At 73.0% G+C, this 15,833-nt stretch carries 15 protein-coding genes and 1 tRNA gene; 3 read left to right on the forward strand and 13 right to left on the reverse strand.

Going from position 1 to position 15,833, the window contains the following annotated elements; translation table 11 throughout:
- Positions 1-141: 141 nt before the first annotated feature.
- The 12 genes from shc to N864_RS00315 all read right to left on the reverse strand — a co-directional run bounded on the left by shc (position 142) and on the right by N864_RS00315 (position 12,748).
- Positions 142-2,088, reverse strand: coding sequence for a squalene--hopene cyclase (shc, locus tag N864_RS00260; RefSeq protein WP_034712004.1), 1,947 nt, complete (start codon positions 2,086-2,088; stop codon positions 142-144).
- Positions 2,089-2,100: 12 nt separating this feature from the next.
- Positions 2,101-3,114 (reverse strand): polyprenyl synthetase family protein, encoded by a 1,014-nt coding sequence (locus N864_RS00265; RefSeq protein WP_034712007.1) that lies wholly within the window; start codon positions 3,112-3,114, stop codon positions 2,101-2,103.
- Positions 3,111-4,523, reverse strand: coding sequence for a hydroxysqualene dehydroxylase HpnE (hpnE, locus tag N864_RS00270; RefSeq protein ID WP_081793224.1), 1,413 nt, complete (start codon positions 4,521-4,523; stop codon positions 3,111-3,113). Before hpnE ends, N864_RS00265 begins: the two co-directional genes overlap by 4 nt.
- Positions 4,520-5,506, reverse strand: a complete 987-nt coding sequence (locus N864_RS00275) for a squalene/phytoene synthase family protein (protein ID WP_034712009.1) — start codon at positions 5,504-5,506, stop codon at positions 4,520-4,522. The genes hpnE and N864_RS00275 overlap by 4 nt, the downstream gene beginning before the upstream one ends.
- Positions 5,503-6,327, reverse strand: a complete 825-nt coding sequence (gene hpnC / locus N864_RS00280) for a squalene synthase HpnC (RefSeq protein WP_034712012.1) — start codon at positions 6,325-6,327, stop codon at positions 5,503-5,505. Before hpnC ends, N864_RS00275 begins: the two co-directional genes overlap by 4 nt.
- A gap of 8 nt (positions 6,328-6,335) precedes the next feature.
- Positions 6,336-8,225, reverse strand: a complete 1,890-nt coding sequence (gene dxs, locus N864_RS00285) for a 1-deoxy-D-xylulose-5-phosphate synthase (RefSeq protein WP_034712105.1) — start codon at positions 8,223-8,225, stop codon at positions 6,336-6,338.
- Positions 8,226-8,317: 92 nt separating this feature from the next.
- Positions 8,318-8,797 carry a MarR family winged helix-turn-helix transcriptional regulator gene (locus tag N864_RS00290; protein ID WP_034712015.1) on the reverse strand — a complete coding sequence of 160 codons (480 nt, stop codon included), beginning with the start codon at positions 8,795-8,797 and terminating at the stop codon, positions 8,318-8,320.
- A 69-nt stretch (positions 8,798-8,866) separates the two neighbouring features.
- Entirely contained in the window at positions 8,867-9,244 is a 378-nt protein-coding gene (locus N864_RS00295) for a DUF3037 domain-containing protein (protein WP_034712107.1), read from the reverse strand.
- Entirely contained in the window at positions 9,241-10,011 is a 771-nt protein-coding gene (locus N864_RS00300) for a HipA family kinase (RefSeq protein WP_034712016.1), read from the reverse strand. The genes N864_RS00295 and N864_RS00300 overlap by 4 nt, the downstream gene beginning before the upstream one ends.
- Positions 10,012-10,024: 13 nt before the next feature.
- A complete protein-coding gene (gene ilvA / locus N864_RS00305; protein ID WP_034712018.1) occupies positions 10,025-11,248 on the reverse strand; it encodes a threonine ammonia-lyase in 1,224 nt (407 codons plus the stop codon).
- Between the two features lie 63 nt (positions 11,249-11,311).
- Positions 11,312-12,580: an MFS transporter gene (locus N864_RS00310; protein ID WP_081793225.1), complete on the reverse strand. Its 1,269-nt coding sequence runs from the start codon at positions 12,578-12,580 to the stop codon at positions 11,312-11,314.
- Between the two features lie 81 nt (positions 12,581-12,661).
- Positions 12,662-12,748, reverse strand: a tRNA-Leu gene (locus N864_RS00315).
- A gap of 125 nt (positions 12,749-12,873) precedes the next feature.
- Here N864_RS00315 and N864_RS00320 point away from each other — a divergent pair.
- Positions 12,874-14,208 carry a M20/M25/M40 family metallo-hydrolase gene (locus N864_RS00320; protein ID WP_034712020.1) on the forward strand — a complete coding sequence of 445 codons (1,335 nt, stop codon included), beginning with the start codon at positions 12,874-12,876 and terminating at the stop codon, positions 14,206-14,208.
- A gap of 44 nt (positions 14,209-14,252) precedes the next feature.
- On the opposite strand, the gene N864_RS00325 is transcribed toward N864_RS00320, so the two are convergent.
- Positions 14,253-14,444 (reverse strand): DUF5703 family protein, encoded by a 192-nt coding sequence (locus N864_RS00325; protein ID WP_051518000.1) that lies wholly within the window; start codon positions 14,442-14,444, stop codon positions 14,253-14,255.
- Between the two features lie 120 nt (positions 14,445-14,564).
- Between N864_RS00325 and N864_RS00330 the strand changes: the two genes are divergently transcribed.
- Both N864_RS00330 and N864_RS25580 read left to right on the forward strand, forming a co-directional pair.
- Complete coding sequence (locus N864_RS00330) at positions 14,565-15,377, forward strand: SCO4651 family lipoprotein (RefSeq protein ID WP_034712022.1); 813 nt, start codon at positions 14,565-14,567, stop codon at positions 15,375-15,377.
- Positions 15,378-15,445: 68 nt separating this feature from the next.
- Complete coding sequence (locus tag N864_RS25580; RefSeq protein ID WP_034712025.1) at positions 15,446-15,826, forward strand: hypothetical protein; 381 nt, start codon at positions 15,446-15,448, stop codon at positions 15,824-15,826.
- Positions 15,827-15,833: the final 7 nt, after the last annotated feature.

Consider the following 15,833-nt stretch of genomic DNA (forward strand, 5'->3'; position numbering starts at 1 on the left):
CGTTCCGGATCCGGGGGCTCGCCGCGGCGCGCGCGGCCGCGTTGGGCCCGACGCCGGTCCGGACGACCGGCGGGCCACTGGGTCCTGCGCGCAGGGCGGCTGCCTCCCGAGCGGACGGCGCACAGACGAGCACGGCCGTGCTCACGACAGGCTCCGCACGTAGCGCGCCAGCGCGCTGACCGGGAAGACGAGCCGGTAGAGGTGGTAGTTGATGTAGAAGTCGCCGGGGAAGCCGGTGCCGGTGTAGTGCGGCTCGTCCCAGCCGCCGTCGGGCTGCTGGTGCTCCACGAGCCACTGCACGCCGCGCCGGACCGCGTCCGAGCCGGACTCTTCTGCGGCGAGCAGCCCGAGCAGGGCCCAGGCGGTCTGCGAGGCGGTGGAGGTGCCCCGCCCGCGCTGCGACGGGTCCCGGTAGGAGCGCAGGTCCTCGCCCCAGCCGCCGTCGACGTTCTGCACCTGTTCGAGCCAGGCGGCGCCTCGCCGCACGGCCGGCTCCTGCGGCTCCACCCCGACGGCGACGAGCGCGGGCAGGGCCGCCCCGGTCCCGTAGACGTGGTTGGCGCCCCAGCGCCCGAACCACGACCCGTCCGGCTCCTGGGCACGCAGCAGCCAGTCCCGGCCGGCCCGGGCGGCCGGGCTGGCGGCGCGGCCGGTCAGGCCGAGCAGCTCGACGACGTGCGCGGTGACGTCGGCGCTCGGGGGATCGGTGACCGCGCCGAAGTCGCAGAACGGCAGGGCAAGGGGCAGGGTGCTGGTGTTCTCGGCGTCGAACGCGGCCCAGCCGCCGTCCCGGCACTGCATGCCCAGCACCCAGTCCGTCCCGCGCACGGCCGGGGCCGTCCCGCCAGCCCCGACCCGGTCGAGCCCGAGCACGACCTCCGCCGTGTCGTCGACGTCGGGATAGAGGTCGTTGTCGAACTCGAACGCCCAGCCGCCGGCGGCCAGGTGCGGGCGCCGCACCGCCCAGTCACCGCGCGTCGTGATCTCCTCGCGCAGCACCCAGTCGACGGCGCGGGCGACCGCGGGGTCGTCGTGCCGGAGGCCGGCGTCCCCGAGGGCGACGAGGGCGAGCGCGGTGTCCCACACGGGGGACTGGCAGGCCTCGATCCGCCGGACCGGCCCGTCGGGCGTCGGTTCCTCGACGGTGAACCGGCTCCACCCGCCCAGGCCCAGCTGCATGACCGGGTCGTCGAGGGGCCGCCCCAGGGTGCGCAGGGCCATCAGCGAGTAGACCCACGGCGGCTGGATGCCGCCCCAGGACCCGTCCGCCTCCTGGCGCTCGATGATCCAGGCCTCGGCCCGACGCAGCGCCCTGCTGCGCAGGCTGCCGGGGTGGTGCCGCTCGAAGACGCGCAGGCCCACGTCGAGCACCTGACCGAGCAGCGCCCGGCCCCGTTCCATGGTGAGGCGGCGGTATGGCGCTGAGCCCGCCCCGCTCCCACGTGACGGGCGCGTCGGCGCCGGCTCAGCGGCATACAGCTCGGTGATGTCGAAGCCGAGGGCGGCGTGCGGACGCAACGCGCAGAGCACGGCGATCGGCACGATCGTCTGGCGTGCCCAGCAGGCGAAGTCGTGGACGGACAGGGGGACCCAGGCGGGCAGGAGGACCTGCTCGACCGGGACGGCCGGCAACCGGTCCCAGGGCCAGAGGCCGAAGAGGGCCAGCCAGATCCGGGTGAAGACGCGGGACTGCTCGAGACCACCGAGGGCACGCACGACGTCCCGGGCCCGGACGAGGTGCGCGTCCTCGGGTCGGTCTCCGGCGAGTCGCAGGGCGAGGTAGGCCTCGACGGTCGTGGAGAGGTCGGCCGGGCCGCCATGGAAGGTCGCCCACGAGCCGTCCCCGCGCTGCTTGCTGCGGATCCACCGAGCGGTCCACTCCGTCTCCCGGTCGGTCCGGATGCCGAGGAACTGACGCACGAGCAGGTCCTCGGCCTCGATGGTCACGTTCGTCTCGAGCTCGCCCTTCCACCATCCCTCCGGGTGCTGCAGGGCCCGGAGCCGGGCGACCGAGCGGTCGAGCGCCGAGCGGGCCGGCGACGTGCCGGGCTCGTCGGTCGTGAGGTTGCGGTCGGCTTGCATCGTCATGCGGAAGTCCCTTCAGTGGTCCCGGCCGGCGAGGCGCGTCGCCATGGCGGCAAGCGGCGCCGCACGGTGCGGGTCGGGGAAGGCCTCCGCGAGCAGACGCAGGGCGGCATCGAGCTCGGCGGCGGCGCGGCGCTCGGCCCAGGTGCGGCCACCGGCCTCCTCCACGAGCTCGGCGGCCCGCGCCAGCTCGTCCTCGTCGAGCGGCGCCTCCTGGCGGTAGAGCGCGCGCAGGGCCGCGCCGGCCGCCGTGCCCGACGTGAGCGCTGCGACGATCGGTGCCGACTTCTTGCGGGAGCGCAGGTCGGACAGGACCGGCTTGCCGGTGCGCTCCGTGGCGCCCCAGATGCCGAGCAGGTCGTCGTCGAGCTGGAAGGCGATGCCGACCCGCTCGCCGAACTCCGCCAGCGCGGCCGCCGAGCAGGCCGGGGCGTCGGCGAGCATGGGCCCGATCGAGCAGGCGCATGCGAGCAGCGCCCCGGTCTTGTCGGCCTCCATCCGCAGGCACTCCTCCAGGGCAACGTCGGGCCGGGTTTCGAAGGCGAGGTCGGCGGCCTGACCGGCGATGAGCCGCCGGGTCGTGGCGCTCAGGGCCTGGACCGCATAGCCGACCGTGGGAGAAGGAGCCTCGGCGAGGACCTCTCCCGCGAGGGCGAGCAGCGCGTCGCCGGCGAGCAGGGCCGTCGACAGGCCGAAGGCGGCCCACACCGTGGGGCGGTGGCGTCGGGACTCGTCACCGTCCATGACATCGTCGTGGACCAGGGAGAAGTTGTGCACGAGCTCGACGGCGACGGCCGCCGGGACCGCACTGAGCGGGTCACGGTTGGTCGCGGCGGTGCTGATGAGGACGAGCTCCGGACGAACGCCCTTGCCCGACAAGCCCGTCGGGACCCCATCGGCGTCCCAGAGGCCGAGGTGGTAGCCGCAGACGTGGCGCATCCGGGGGTCGAGGCGCTCGATGGAGGCGTGCAGTGCCTCACGGGTCGCCTCGCGGGCGATGGTCACGCTGTCGGTCACGACGCTGGTCATGACGTCACCTCCATCTGGGCTCGCGCGGGGGCGCTGACCCCGGCATCGCCGTGCTCGGTCGCGGTCATGGGGACTGACAGGAGCCGGGCCGCCGCCGCCCTGCCGCTGCGGACAGCGGCCTCGAGGGTGTCCGGCCACCCGGGGACGGTCCACGCGCCGGCCAGCGCGAGGTCCGGCCAGTGGGTCGTCGGACCGGGTCGCAGTCGTCCGGTGCCGGGGCGCTGCCTGAAGGTGGCGTGTGGCTCGCGGGTGACGAACGCCTCGAGGACGTGGGCGTGCTCGAGGCCCGGCAGGTGGCGGGCGAGCTCGGCCAGGTGCACCCGGACCAGGTCCTCCGTGCGCTCGTGGAGCGCGTCGTCGGCGGCGGAGACGGACGACACGAGGTACTGCTCGCCACCAGCGGCGCGTCCGCTCGCCGCGGTGCGGTCGAAGACCCACTGGACGGCGCTGCCCGGGACCGCGGCGAACGGCACGGGCAGGACGGCGCGGTCGAACACGACGTGGACGTTGACGATCGGGGAGTGACCCAAGGCCTGCCAGCCCGCCGGGTCGTCGACAGCACCCGCGGGGACCAGCTGTGCGGCGTGGTCGTGGGGGACGGCCAGCACGACCGCCTCGGCCGGTAGCTCGGTCACCTGCTGGTGCCGGTCGCGGACGGCGACGACGAGCCCCCGGGCCCTGCGTTCGATGCGGACGACCTTGCTGCCCAGACGGACCCGGGCTCCTGCCGCGAGCAGCGCACTGCGTGGCGGTGCCTCGTGCAGCAGGCTGAGCGGGACCGTCGGGATGCCGATGTCCCCGGCGTCGACCCGGTCGAGGAGACCGGTCCGGAAGACCCGGGCGGCGAGGGCGAGGGACGCCTCGTCGGGGGCGAGGTTGAGGGCGGCCGTGGTGACCAGGCCCCAGAGGCCCTCGGTCGTGGACGGGTCCTGACCGTGTCGCCGCAGCCACGTGCCGAACGCGTCGAGGTCGACGGCAGGGTCGTCCGGGTCGAGGTGCCGCAGGGCCGCGGCGGCCCTCAGGGCGGAGAGCCGGGCAGGTCCCGGCAGCGCGTCATACCGGAGCAGGGCGGCCAGCAGGTGCAGGGGTGGCGGGCCACGGTGTGACCGAGTCAGGTGGGCCCGCTCGCCGCGGGGCAGGAGCACCTCGATGTCGAGGCGGTCCTGCAGCGCGATGAGCGGGGTGACGCCGAGGCGGTCGAGCAGGGCGAGGTAGTGCTCGTAGCAGCGCAGGACGACGTGCACTCCCGTGTCGACGGGCTGACCACGCCGTCGCCCCGACGTCGCCCGGCCGCCGAGCCTCGGGCGCGCCTCGAGCAGCGTGACCTCGCGTCCCGCGTCGGCGAGCCCGAGCGCTGCGGTGATCCCGGCGAGGCCGCCGCCGACGACGATGACCGGCGGCGCGCTCATGCCGCACCTCGCACGATGGCGTGGACAGCCACCGACACCTTCGCCGACGTCGAGAGTGACAGCCGCTGGCCGCGGACCGCGCTCGGCTCGGCGGCGATGCGGCCCAGGAGCCGGTGGTAGATGCCCGCCATGGCGGCGGTGCAGGCGGCGCTGCGTCGGTCCAGGAGGGGCAGCAACGTCAGCCCCCGGGCGTACCAGGCCTCGGCCCGGCGCGCCTCGAACCGGACGAGCGCGTCGAAGTGACGGGGCGGGTCGGCGATCGCGCCGTCCAGCCCGACGGCGAGCGTGCAGCCGAACCGGTCCAGGTCCTCCTGCGGCAGGTAGACGCGGCCCATGAGGCGGTCCTCACGGAGGTCGCGCAGGATGTTCGTCAGCTGGAGGGCGACCCCGAGGTCGTCGGCGAGCGGCTCCGCGTCGTCGAGCAGCAGCGGGTTGTAGACGCCGACCGACAGCCGGCCCACCGACCCGGCAACCTGCCGGCAGTATCCGACCACCTCCTCGAAGGTCTCGTAGCGGCGCCCCTCGACGTCGGCCAGGCAGCCGTCGACGAGGTCGTCGAAGGCATCGAGCGGGATCGGCAGCCGCTCGGCCGCGTCGGCCAGCGCAGTGAGGACCGCCCCCTCGAGCGGCGCGTCGTCCCGCGCACTCGGCGGGGAGGCGGAGGTCATGAGCGGGACGGCGCCAGGCACGGAAGACGGGGCGGGGGACCAGTCCGGCGGGAGCGGGCCGGTGGGGAGCCGCCGCGGGTGGGCGCGTCGGCCCTCGATCGCGCCGAGACAGGCCCGGAGCGCCTCCAGGGCACGCTCGCGCTCCGCCGCCGGGCCGTCACCGTCACCGATGTCGTCGATCCGGCGGGCGGTCGCGTAGACGGCGGAGAGGGCCTGGCGCTGCTCCCGGGGGAGCAGCCGGATCCCGTAGGAGAAGTTGTGCGCCTCGGCGCGGGTGATCTCCTCGCAGCGCTGGTAGGCAGTGGTGACGTTCATCCCGCCCGCCTCAGCAGGCCCTCGGCCCAAGCGGCCGCGATGTCGGACCGGGTCGGCTTCACCTGGCCCCCGAGGACGTCGTGGTCAGCGCGGCGGACCCGGCCGGCGGCGGCCCAGCCCCCGGCGACGTAGCCGGACACGGCAAGGCGGGCCCAGCCGTGCAGCGTCGACACGAGGGGGGCGCCGGCACCGAGCCAGGCCACTGCCCGTGTCGTCTCGAAGGCGACGAGCCGCCGCAGCGCGTCTCCGGCCCGCGCTGCCCCCAGGTCCTCCTCGGTCACCCCGAACCGGTCGAGGTCCTCCTTCGGCAGGTAGACCCGTCCCTCGGCGTAGTCCTCGCCGATGTCCTGCCAGTGCTCGAGGAGCTGCAGCGCGGTGCAGATCCGGTCGGACAGCTCGACCCGGTCGGGGGTCGCTGCGCCGAAGATCGTCAGGACGACCTCGCCGACCGGGTTCGCCGACAGCCGGCAGTAGTCCAGTAGCTCGGCGAAGCTCTGGTAGCGGGGGTGGTCCTGGTCGCGCAGGTTCGCTTCCACGAGGCGCAGCAGGCAGTCGGCGGGCACCCCGGCGCGGCGCACGAGGGGCCCCATGCCGGCGACCACTGGGTCCGTGACGGGCTCGCGCGCGTAGAGCCGCCGGACCTCGGCCGCGACCGCTTCGAGGGCGGCGACGCGGTCGCCGGTCAGCTCGTCGCCGAGGTCGTCGACGTAGCGGGCGTAGCGATACGTCGCGTGCAGCTCGGACCGCAGCCGCGCAGGCAGGATCCGCAACGCGACGGGGAAGTTCTCGCCGGCCTCGGCGGCTCGGACCGTAGCAGCCATGGCGGCCCTCAGGCGGGTCTCCGGACCCGAGCGTCCGGCTCCGCCCGGTCCCGTATGCCGCTCAGGCCGGCCGGCACGGAGAGCCGCGCCGCGACGGCGCGGGCGATGCCACTGGGATCAAGCCCGTGCTCACGCAGGATGCCGCCGCGGTCGCCGTGCGCGATGTACTCGGTTGGCAGCCCCAGCACCTCGACCGGGGTATCGACGCCGGTGTCGGCGACGGCCCGGGCGACGTGGGCGCCGACGCCGGAGGACCTCAGCCCGTCCTCGACCGTGACGACGAGGTCGTGCTCAGCCGCCAGGTCCGGCAGGGCCGGGTTGACCGGGAGCGCCCAGCGAGGGTCGACCACCGTGCAGCGGATCCCCTCGGCGAGGAGCCGGTCGGCCGCCTCGACCGCAGCGCCCGCGAGCGCTCCGACCGTCACGAGCAGGACGTCAGGGTTCGGGGGCCGGCGCAGGACGTCCATGCCGGCGACCCGGTCGAGCGCCGGGAGTGCCCCGGCCGCGGCGGCCTTCGGGAAGCGGAGGGCGGTCAGACCGGGCTGCTCCACCGCCTCGTCGAGCTCCTCGACGAGCGTGGCGGCATCCCGGGGGGCCGCGACCCGCATGCCTGGCACGCCGGCGAACAGGCTGAGGTCCCACAGGCCGTGGTGGCTGGGGCCGTCCGGGCCGGTGATGCCCGCCCGGTCGAGCACGAGCGTCACGGGCAGCCGGTGCAGACCCGCGTCGAGGAGAGTCTGGTCGAACGCGCGGTGCATGAAGGTCGAGTAGATGGCGACGACGGGGTGCAGGCCGCCCATCGCCATACCGCTCGCGCTCACGAGGGCCTGTTGCTCCGCGATGCCGACGTCGATGCACCGCTCGGGGTGGCGCTGCGCCAGCGTGCGCAGGCCGGTGGGGCCCACCATCGCGGCGCTCACCGCCACGACGTCGGGACGCCGCTCGGCCACGGCGAGCAGCGCATCGCCGAACACGTCGGTCCAGGTCCGGCTGGGCACGCTGCTCGGTGCGCCGGTGCGGGCGTCGACCACGCCGATGGAGTGGAGGTGGTCGGCCTCGTCGTTGACCGCGGGCAGGTAGCCGTGCCCCTTCTCGGTGCGAACGTGCACGAGGACCGGGTGGTCGCACCCTCGCGCCTGCCGCAGGGCCGTCTCCAGGGCGTCGAGGTCGTGCCCGTCGACCGGGCCGAGGTAGTCCAGGCCCATGGCCTGGAACAGGCTGACCCCGCGGGTCGCGTCACGGCCCGGCGCGACGGGTTGCGAGCCATCGCTGGCGCCGCTGCCGAGCCGCGCCACGACCGCCGGATAGCCGGCCCGGTCCACCAGGCGACGCAGGTGCTCGGGGAGTGCTCCCACCGTCGGGGCGTAGGAGCGTTCGTTGTCGTTGAGCACCACGACGATGCGCCGGCCGGACGCGCCGATGTTGTTCAGGCCCTCCCAGGCGAGGCCGCCGGTCATGGCGCCGTCCCCGATGACGGCGACGACCGGCTGTGCTGCGCCTCGGCTCGCGAGGGCCCGGCTCAACCCGTCGGCATAGGCCAGCGCCGTCGACGCGTGGGAGTTCTCGACGAGGTCATGGGGAGACTCATGTCGCTTGGGATAGCCCGACAGCCCTCCGCTCCTGCGCAGTGAAGGGAACTGGGGCAGCCGGCCGGTCAGCAGCTTGTGGACGTAGGCCTGGTGGCCCGTGTCGAACACGATCGGGGTGCTCGGCGAGTGGAAGACCCGGTGCAGGGCGATCGTCAGCTCGACGACACCGAGGTTGGGTCCGAGGTGGCCGCCGGTCGCACAGACCGAGTCGACGAGGACCTGTCGGATCTCCTGCGCCAGCTGGACGAGGCTCTCGGAGTCGAGCTCACCGAGGTCTTCCGGGCGGTGGATTGTTGCCAGAATGGACATCGTGCCTTCGCTCCGGTCACGGCCGAGGGAGGTCATGGCCATTACATCGGGATGCGATCTAATTCGAGGGTATACCCACCGGCGCCGGCAGATCACTGCCCAATTCGCGTATCCGGCCCAAGGAATTTCGCTGAGAGAGTGGTGAGAAACTCCTCGGAGATGCTGAGCGTCTCCGCCGCCCGCTCGAGCTCGGCCAGGTGGGCGCTCGCAAGGCCGTCGAGCAGCTCGTGTGCCCGGTCGGTCAGCGACACCCGCACCACCCGCTGGTCACGGGGGTCACGGTCGCGGGCGACGAGGCCCAGCGCCTCGGCCCGGTTGACCAGCTCGATCGCGCTGTTGGGGCGGATGAGCAGCTCGGCCGCCAGGTCGCCGACGCTGGGTGGCGCCTCACCGACCCAGGCTCGGACCGCGAGGAGCAGGAGGTACTGCTGGGGGGTCAGCCCGGCCGTGCGGACCCGCTGCTCACTCCACTTGGTGAACTGCAGCATCGCCCGGCGGAACGTGAAGAGCATGGCGAACTGGTCACCCGTCAACGGTTCGGGACGGGTGGTGGGCTCGTCCTGGTCGCCCATGGCCGCACCTCCGCGTGATGATTCGATCGTATGCCGACCCGCAGTCCCCACGACCCGGGCACAGGCTGGTCAGGTGCGCACGTAGGCGTCCAGCAGCCGGTTGAGCTCGGCCCCGGGATCCGCGGTGAGGCCCCCGTGGACGGGGCCCGGCTGCACGACGGTGGACCGGGGGGCGATGATCCAGCCGAAGCGCTGGCCCGGCTTGTCGAAGGTCGGCAGCCCGCGCCCACTCTCACCGCGACACAGCGCCTGGAGGCGCTCGAGGACGGCCCGGACGCCGTCAAGGTCACAGCCAGGCGCGAAGCAGCCTGCCCGCCGCTCGTCGATCTCCCAGGCGGCATCGAGAAAGCCCGCGTCCTGGCTGTAGAGGACGACGCCGACGTTGAGGAACTCCTCGCGGTCGACGCGCGGCACGAGGCGCAGGACGACGTACTGGTAGCCGTTCACCGGTCGCCCCCGGTGGGCAGCCACGCGCGCGGGTCGGCGAGACGGGCACTCAGCATCGACACGTATGCCGCTCGCACCGCGGATGCGTCGGTGAGCCACGGCGTCGGCTCGAGCCACTCATCGGGCACCTCGTCGACCGCCGCGACGAGGGCCGGCCGCGGGAGCAGAGCCGACAGCTCGGCGTGACGGGCGGCGACATCACCGGCGACATCCCGCAGGACGTGCCGGCTCGCGTCGAACGGTTGCGCCGCAAAGCGATCCGGGTCCGGCGCCCTGCCGGGCCAGGAGTGGTGGAAGTACAGGGCGGCGCCGTGGTCGATCGCGTAGGTCCGGCCGTGCCACACGAGCAGGTTGGGGTTGGACCAGGTGCGGTCGACGTTCGCGGTGAGGGAGTCCAGCCAGATGATCCGCTCGGCGAGCTCCCTCGGCGGCGGCAGCGCGCCGTCGTAGCCGAGCGCTCCGGGGAGGAAGTCGACCCCGAGGTTCGTGCCGATCGAGGCGGTGAGGAGGTCCTGGACCTCCTCGTCCGCCTCGTACTTGGCGATCCGCTCGTCCAGGTCGACGACGGCGAGGTCCGGGACCGGCACGTCGAGGAGCCGGGCCAGCGCAGCGACGATGACCTCCGCGACGAGGACCTTGATCCCCTGCCCCGCGCCCCGGAACTTGAGCACGTAGGTGCCGCAGTCGCTCGCCTCGACGATGCCGGGCAGCGAGCCGCCCTCCTTCAGGGGGGTGACGTAGCGAGTCGCACGGATCTGGGGAAGCACGGTCTCAGTCTTCTCAGCCGAGCATCGGATGGAAGCCGTTGGCCTGCAGGTCGGAGATGACCGAGGCGGCATGGTCCGCGCCCTTCGTCTCGACGCGGACGCCGATCTCGACCTCGTCGATGCCGAGCGGCACGGCGGTGCGGACGTGCTCGATCTCGAGGACGTTCGCCTCGGCCTTCGCGAGGTGGTCGAGCAGTGAGGCGAGCGAGCCGGGTCGGTCGGGCACCCGCACGCGGAACTGGAGGTAGCGTCCGCCCGCTGACAGCCCGTGGCGGATGATCCGCAGCAGCAGGAGCGGGTCGATGTTCCCGCCCGAGAGGACCGCGACGATCGGTCCCTCGAAGGCACCGGCCTGCGCGTCGAGCAGGGTTGCGGCGCTTGCCGCCCCCGCCGGCTCGACGACGAGCTTGGCCCGCTCCAACAGGTAGAGGACCGCCCGGGAGAGCTCTTCCTCGGTGACCGTCCGGAAGTCGTCGACCAGGGAGCTGATGATCGAGTAGGGCACCTCTCCGGGGCAGCCGACCGCGATCCCGTCGGCCATCGTCGCCATCTCCGCGAGCGGCACCGGGTGGCCGGCGGCGAGGGAGAGCGGATAGGCCGCTGCTCGCTCCGCCTGCACGCCGATGACGGTGACGTCTGGCCGGCGCGTCTTGACGACCGTCGTGATGCCGGCCAGCAGCCCGCCGCCACCCGTCCCGACGATGATCGTCCGGACGTCGGGGCACTGGTCGAGGATCTCGAGCCCGCACGTGCCGGCGCCCGCAACGATGTGCGGGTGGTCGAAGGGGTGGATGAGGACCGCTCCGGTCCGGTCCTCGAACTCCTTTGCCTGCACAAGGCATTCGTCGATCGTCGTGCCGAACTGCTCGACGTGCGCACCATAGCCCCGGGTGGCCTGCAGCTTCGGCAGGGGAGCGCCGACGGGCATGAACACGGTTGCCTCCAGGCCGAGCATCTGCGCCGCGAGCGCGACGCCCTGCGCGTGGTTGCCCGCGCTGGCGCACACGACGCCGCGCGCCTTCTCCTCCTCGGTGAGCCGCGCCATCCGGTTGTAGGCCCCGCGGATCTTGAACGACCCGGCGCGCTGGAGGTTCTCGCACTTGAGGTGGGTCTCCGCACCGACGCGCTCGCTCAGACCGCGGGTGTACTCGAGCGGGGTCGGACGGACGACGCCCTCGAGCAGACGCTGGGCCGCGAGGACGTCGTCAAGGGTGACGGGCAAGGCCGGTGATGCCATGACACGTGAGCCTAGTGGCGCGCCTGCTCTGCCCGTCCCAGGCCGGCCACGGCACGTCCCTCGTCAGGCGACCCGGCGCGCGTCCGCCCGGTCGGCGGCACGCCAAGCGGGTTGGAGCCGGGTCCCCAGCAGGATGTAGACGGCTCCCGTGACGAGCACCGGCCAGGCCCGTAGCCCGCTGGCCGGCAGCAGCGCGGCCCCGACGCCGGCAGCGGCCACGAGCCCGCCGTTGTAGACCAGGTCGTAGGCCGAGAAGGCCCGGCCGAGAAGGGAGTCCGGCACGTGCTGCTGCATGAGTGTGTCGCAGCAGATCTTGACCGACTGGGACCCGAACGAGACGAGGGCCGCGAGCAGCGCGGTGCTCCAGAGCGTGAGCCACCAGCCGAGCCCGAGCGCGGCCGCGCCGGCGAGCGCGAGGGCGGCAGCGGCATACGGGACAGGTGACCAGCGGCCCGCCAGCCATGGTGTGACGAAGGCGGCCAGCGCGAAACCGACCGCGGAGGCGGCGGCGGCGACCCCGAACCTGAGAAAGCCGGTCCCCCCGGCGCCGGACAATGGGCCCCTGGACAGCAGCAGCGCCTGGAGCAGGACGATGCCGAACGGCAACCGGGTGAGGAAGACGAGGGCGAGGACGAGCCAGCCGCGCACGGGCAAGGTCCGGACCATCTCGACGAACCCTCGCATGACCGCCGCCACGACCTGGCCGAGCCGTGGGCCGGCCACCTCCTGCGTCGGCCCGATGAACGGCAGCCGCGACACGACCCAGGCAGCCGTCAGGGTGCCGCCGGTGGCGACGAGCACCACGACCACGTCCGAGCCGAGGGCGTGGACGCCGGCGCCGACCGCGCCGCCGGAGGCGTAGGCGAGCGAGCCGAGGGTCGGCGCGATGGAGTTGGCCTCGACGAGCTCCTCGCGACGGACCACGTGGGGGAGTGCGGCCGAGAAGCCGGCCAGCACGAAGCGGTTGAGCGAGAACACGAGCAGGACCAGCAGGAACAGGACCGGACTGAGGGTCGCACCCGTCACGAACGCGGCCACCCCGGCGATCGCGGCCGCGCGGAGCAGCTGGCTGACAACGAGGGTCCGGCGCCGCGGCCAGCGGTCGAGCAACACCCCGACGAACGGACCGAGCGCGCTGTAGGGCAGCAGGACGATGGCAAAGGCTGCCGCGATCGCTCGGGGGCTGGCGGCCTGCTCGGGGTTGAACAGGACATGGCTGGCGAGGGCGACCTGGAAGATGCCGTCACTGCCCTGCGACGTGACCCGGGCGGCGAAGAGCCGGCGGAAGCCGCGCAGCCGCATCAGTGACACGAGCGCGCGCAGAAAGGTCACGCCGCTCAGCGTAGGCCGCGTCGTCCCCTGCCCCGGAGGGGGACGAGCAGGCCCCCGGGACAGCATCCCGGGGGCCTTCGCTGGTGTCGAGGGGGGGACTTGAACCCCCACGCCCGTTAAGGGCACTAGCACCTCAAGCTAGCGCGTCTGCCATTCCGCCACCCCGACAAGGTGATGAGCAGGGCTCTCGTGGGGAGCTCCCTGCGGCGAGGTGAAACGTTAGCACGACCCCTCACCGGATCACGAACCGAGCCCGGGGGCGCGCCCGCGGTGCGCGGCATACCCTGTGCGACATGACGCCACCCGACGCGAAGGCCCCGATCGCACCCGAGGACGAGGTCGTGCGGATCTGCTCCGAGCTGATCCGGATCGACTCGTCCAACTACGGCGACGGGAGCGGTCCGGGGGAGCGCGCCGCGGCCGAGTACGTGCTCGGTGAGCTCGCCGAGGTGGGCCTCGAGGCAGAGCTCTTCGAGAGCGAGCCGGGCCGCTCCACGGTCGTGCTGCGCCTCGAGGGCGCCGACCCGGCGCGCCCGGGGCTGGCCGTCCACGGCCACCTCGATGTCGTCCCGGCCAACGCCGCGGACTGGCAGGTCGACCCGTTCGGCGCGGAGCAGCGCGACGGCTGCATCTGGGGACGCGGCGCGGTCGACATGAAGGACATGGACGCGATGATGCTCGCGGCGATCCGGCACTTCGCCCGGACCGGCACCAAGCCGGCGCGCGACACGACGGTCGTCTTCTTCGCTGACGAGGAGGCGGGCGGCGTGCACGGCAGCCACTGGCTCGTCGACCACCACCCCGAGGTCTTCGACGGCGTCACCGAGGCGATCAGCGAGGTCGGCGGCTTCAGCGTCACCCTGCCGACCCCGAGCGGGCCCCGTCGCGCCTACCTGCTCCAGACGGCGGAGAAGGGCCTCGCCTGGCTCCGGCTCCGCGCCCACGGCCGGGCCGGCCACGGCTCGGTGCCCAACGACGCCAACGCCGTCGTCCGCCTCGCCGAGGCGCTCGCGCGGATCGCGGCCCACGCGTGGCCGCGCGAGTACGTCGCGTCGGTCCGCGGCCTCCTCGACGGAGTGAGCGAGCTGACCGGCATCCCGTATGGCGCTGACGAGCCGTCCGACCTGCTCGCAACCTTGGGCGGGGCGCGCGGTTTCGTGCAGGGCACGCTGCGCAACACCGTCAACGCGACGATGCTCGAGGCCGGCTACAAGCACAACGTCATCCCGCAGAGCGCCACCGCCGCGATCGACTGCCGGTTCCTGCCCGGGCACCAGGAGGAGCTGCTCGACACGGTGCGCGAGCTCGCGGGCGAGTTCGTCGAGGTCGAGACGGTCCACCTGGACGTCGCGCTCGAGGCCCCGTGGGACGGCGACCTCGTCGAGTCCATGAAGCAGGCGCTGCTCCGGGCCGATCCGGAGGCGGCCGTGCTGCCGTACTGCCTCTCGGGGGGCACCGACAACAAGGCGCTGAGCCTGCTCGGGATCACCGGCTATGGGTTCGCGCCCCTGCGGCTGCCCGGCGACCTGGACTTCGTCGGCATGTTCCACGGCGTGGACGAGCGGGTGCCGGTCGACGGGCTGCGGCTCGGCACCCAGGTGCTGACGGACTTCCTCCGCACCTGCTGAGGGACCGGACCGGCCTCCGGCGGCGGTCTCCTGCTTGAGCGGCCTCAGGTCCGCTGGACCCGCATGATCCGGCGCCGCAGCCACATCCGCCGGATCCCCCCGACGTAGATCACCGAGCGCGCCAGCTCCCACCGGCCGTACTCGGCATGCTCCCGGACCGCCTGGCGTGCCTCTGCCTTCGACGTGTGCCGGTCGAAGGTCAGGACCCGGTACTCGTATTCGGTCAGCGTGCTCATCCCGGCCATTGTGGCACTGCGTTGGCTCCGGCAGGACCTGACACATAGGGTTGCCGCGTCGCGTCCGTCGGGTGCGACGTGGCGTTCGCCGACGCCGCTCACCCAAGGAGGGCCCAGACCATGACCACCCGTCTTCGCCGTGCCGCCGCCTGCCTCGCCGTGCCCGCCGTCCTGCTCGTCGGGGCGTGTGGCACGAGCACGACCCCCACGGCCAGCTCCAGCGGGACCTCCGGCACCGCGTCGGTGCAGGCGAGCGGCGGCGCGACCGCCACCTCCGCCGACCCGACGAGCGGCGGTGCGACGGCCGGCGCCCACACCGACAAGGCGTCCTTCGTGTCGGCGATGAAGGCCGGCATGGCCGATGTGTCGAGCGCGCACGTGTCGATGCAGCTCGAGGGACAGGGCCAGAAGGTGTCGATGTCGGGCGTGACGAAGGTCGACTCCACGGACCCGGCCATGCAGCTGACGATGACCATGGCCGGGATGGACATCGACCTGATCGTCCTCGACGGCAAGGTGTACGTGAAGGGCATCCCCGGCGCTGCGGCCGAGGGCAAGTGGGCGCAGTTCGACAAGGACAGCGTCGTCGCCAAGAGCATGCTCGAGTCCGCCTCGGGCGCCGACCCGACGCGGATGTTCGACGACTTCGAGAAGGCCCTGACCGACGTGAAGTACGACGGACCGGAGACTGTCGACGGGGAGCAGCTGCAGAAGTACTCCGTCAAGCTCGACACGACCAAGGTCGCGACGGGCGACGCGACCTCGCTGCCGAAGTCGGTCGACTACGACGTGTGGCTCGACGCCAAGGACCGGATGCGCAAGGTGACCTTCGACCTGGCCGGAGTCAAGGCCGACATGCGGATGGACAAGTATGGCGAACCCCTTGACATCAAGGCGCCCCCGGCCTCGCAGGTCGTCAAGGGCCAGGGCTGAGTGGACTGCGCCGGGACTGAGCGGCCAAACCGGTTTGCACCGGTCACCCCGTCCACTACGGTCAAGACATGAGCGACGCGCGCGCTGCCCTGGAGCAACTCATCGCAGCACTCGAGCGCCACTACGAGGCGGCCAACTCGAGCCGGGACCCCGACCACCCCATGGTGATCGCAGCTGCCCAGGACCTCGCGGAGGCGTTCGACGACTACGACGAGGCGCTCTTCGACGCCACTGAGGTGGCCACGCCGCTCGCGGTCTACGGCGAGGACCTCGACATGGAGGAGGACGACTCCGACGACACCGGGGTCTACGCCGGTCTCGACTCCGACGACTACGACTCGGAGGACGACGAGTCCGACGACGATGAGGACGCCGACGATGAGGACGGCGACGACGACGAGGACGACGACGAGGACTACGACTTCGACGAGGACGACGAAGAGGAGTAGCCGCCCG

It is taken from the genome of Intrasporangium chromatireducens Q5-1 (assembly GCF_000576575.1).
Classification (GTDB): Bacteria; Actinomycetota; Actinomycetes; order Actinomycetales; family Dermatophilaceae; genus Intrasporangium_A; species Intrasporangium_A chromatireducens.

Bases quoted from the DNA above. Each gene is read 5' to 3' on its own strand.
- shc (WP_034712004.1), bottom strand. From the start codon at position 2,088: ATGACGATGCAAGCCGACCGCAACCTCACGACCGACGAGCCCGGCACG.
- N864_RS00265 (WP_034712007.1), bottom strand. From the start codon at position 3,114: ATGACCAGCGTCGTGACCGACAGCGTGACCATCGCCCGCGAGGCGACC.
- hpnE (WP_081793224.1), bottom strand. From the start codon at position 4,523: ATGAGCGCGCCGCCGGTCATCGTCGTCGGCGGCGGCCTCGCCGGGATC.
- N864_RS00275 (WP_034712009.1), bottom strand. From the start codon at position 5,506: ATGAACGTCACCACTGCCTACCAGCGCTGCGAGGAGATCACCCGCGCC.
- hpnC (WP_034712012.1), bottom strand. From the start codon at position 6,327: ATGGCTGCTACGGTCCGAGCCGCCGAGGCCGGCGAGAACTTCCCCGTC.
- dxs (WP_034712105.1), bottom strand. From the start codon at position 8,225: ATGTCCATTCTGGCAACAATCCACCGCCCGGAAGACCTCGGTGAGCTC.
- N864_RS00290 (WP_034712015.1), bottom strand. From the start codon at position 8,797: ATGGGCGACCAGGACGAGCCCACCACCCGTCCCGAACCGTTGACGGGT.
- ilvA (WP_034712018.1), bottom strand. From the start codon at position 11,248: ATGGCATCACCGGCCTTGCCCGTCACCCTTGACGACGTCCTCGCGGCC.
- N864_RS00320 (WP_034712020.1), top strand. From the start codon at position 12,874: ATGACGCCACCCGACGCGAAGGCCCCGATCGCACCCGAGGACGAGGTC.
- N864_RS00325 (WP_051518000.1), bottom strand. From the start codon at position 14,444: ATGAGCACGCTGACCGAATACGAGTACCGGGTCCTGACCTTCGACCGG.
- N864_RS00330 (WP_034712022.1), top strand. From the start codon at position 14,565: ATGACCACCCGTCTTCGCCGTGCCGCCGCCTGCCTCGCCGTGCCCGCC.
- N864_RS25580 (WP_034712025.1), top strand. From the start codon at position 15,446: ATGAGCGACGCGCGCGCTGCCCTGGAGCAACTCATCGCAGCACTCGAG.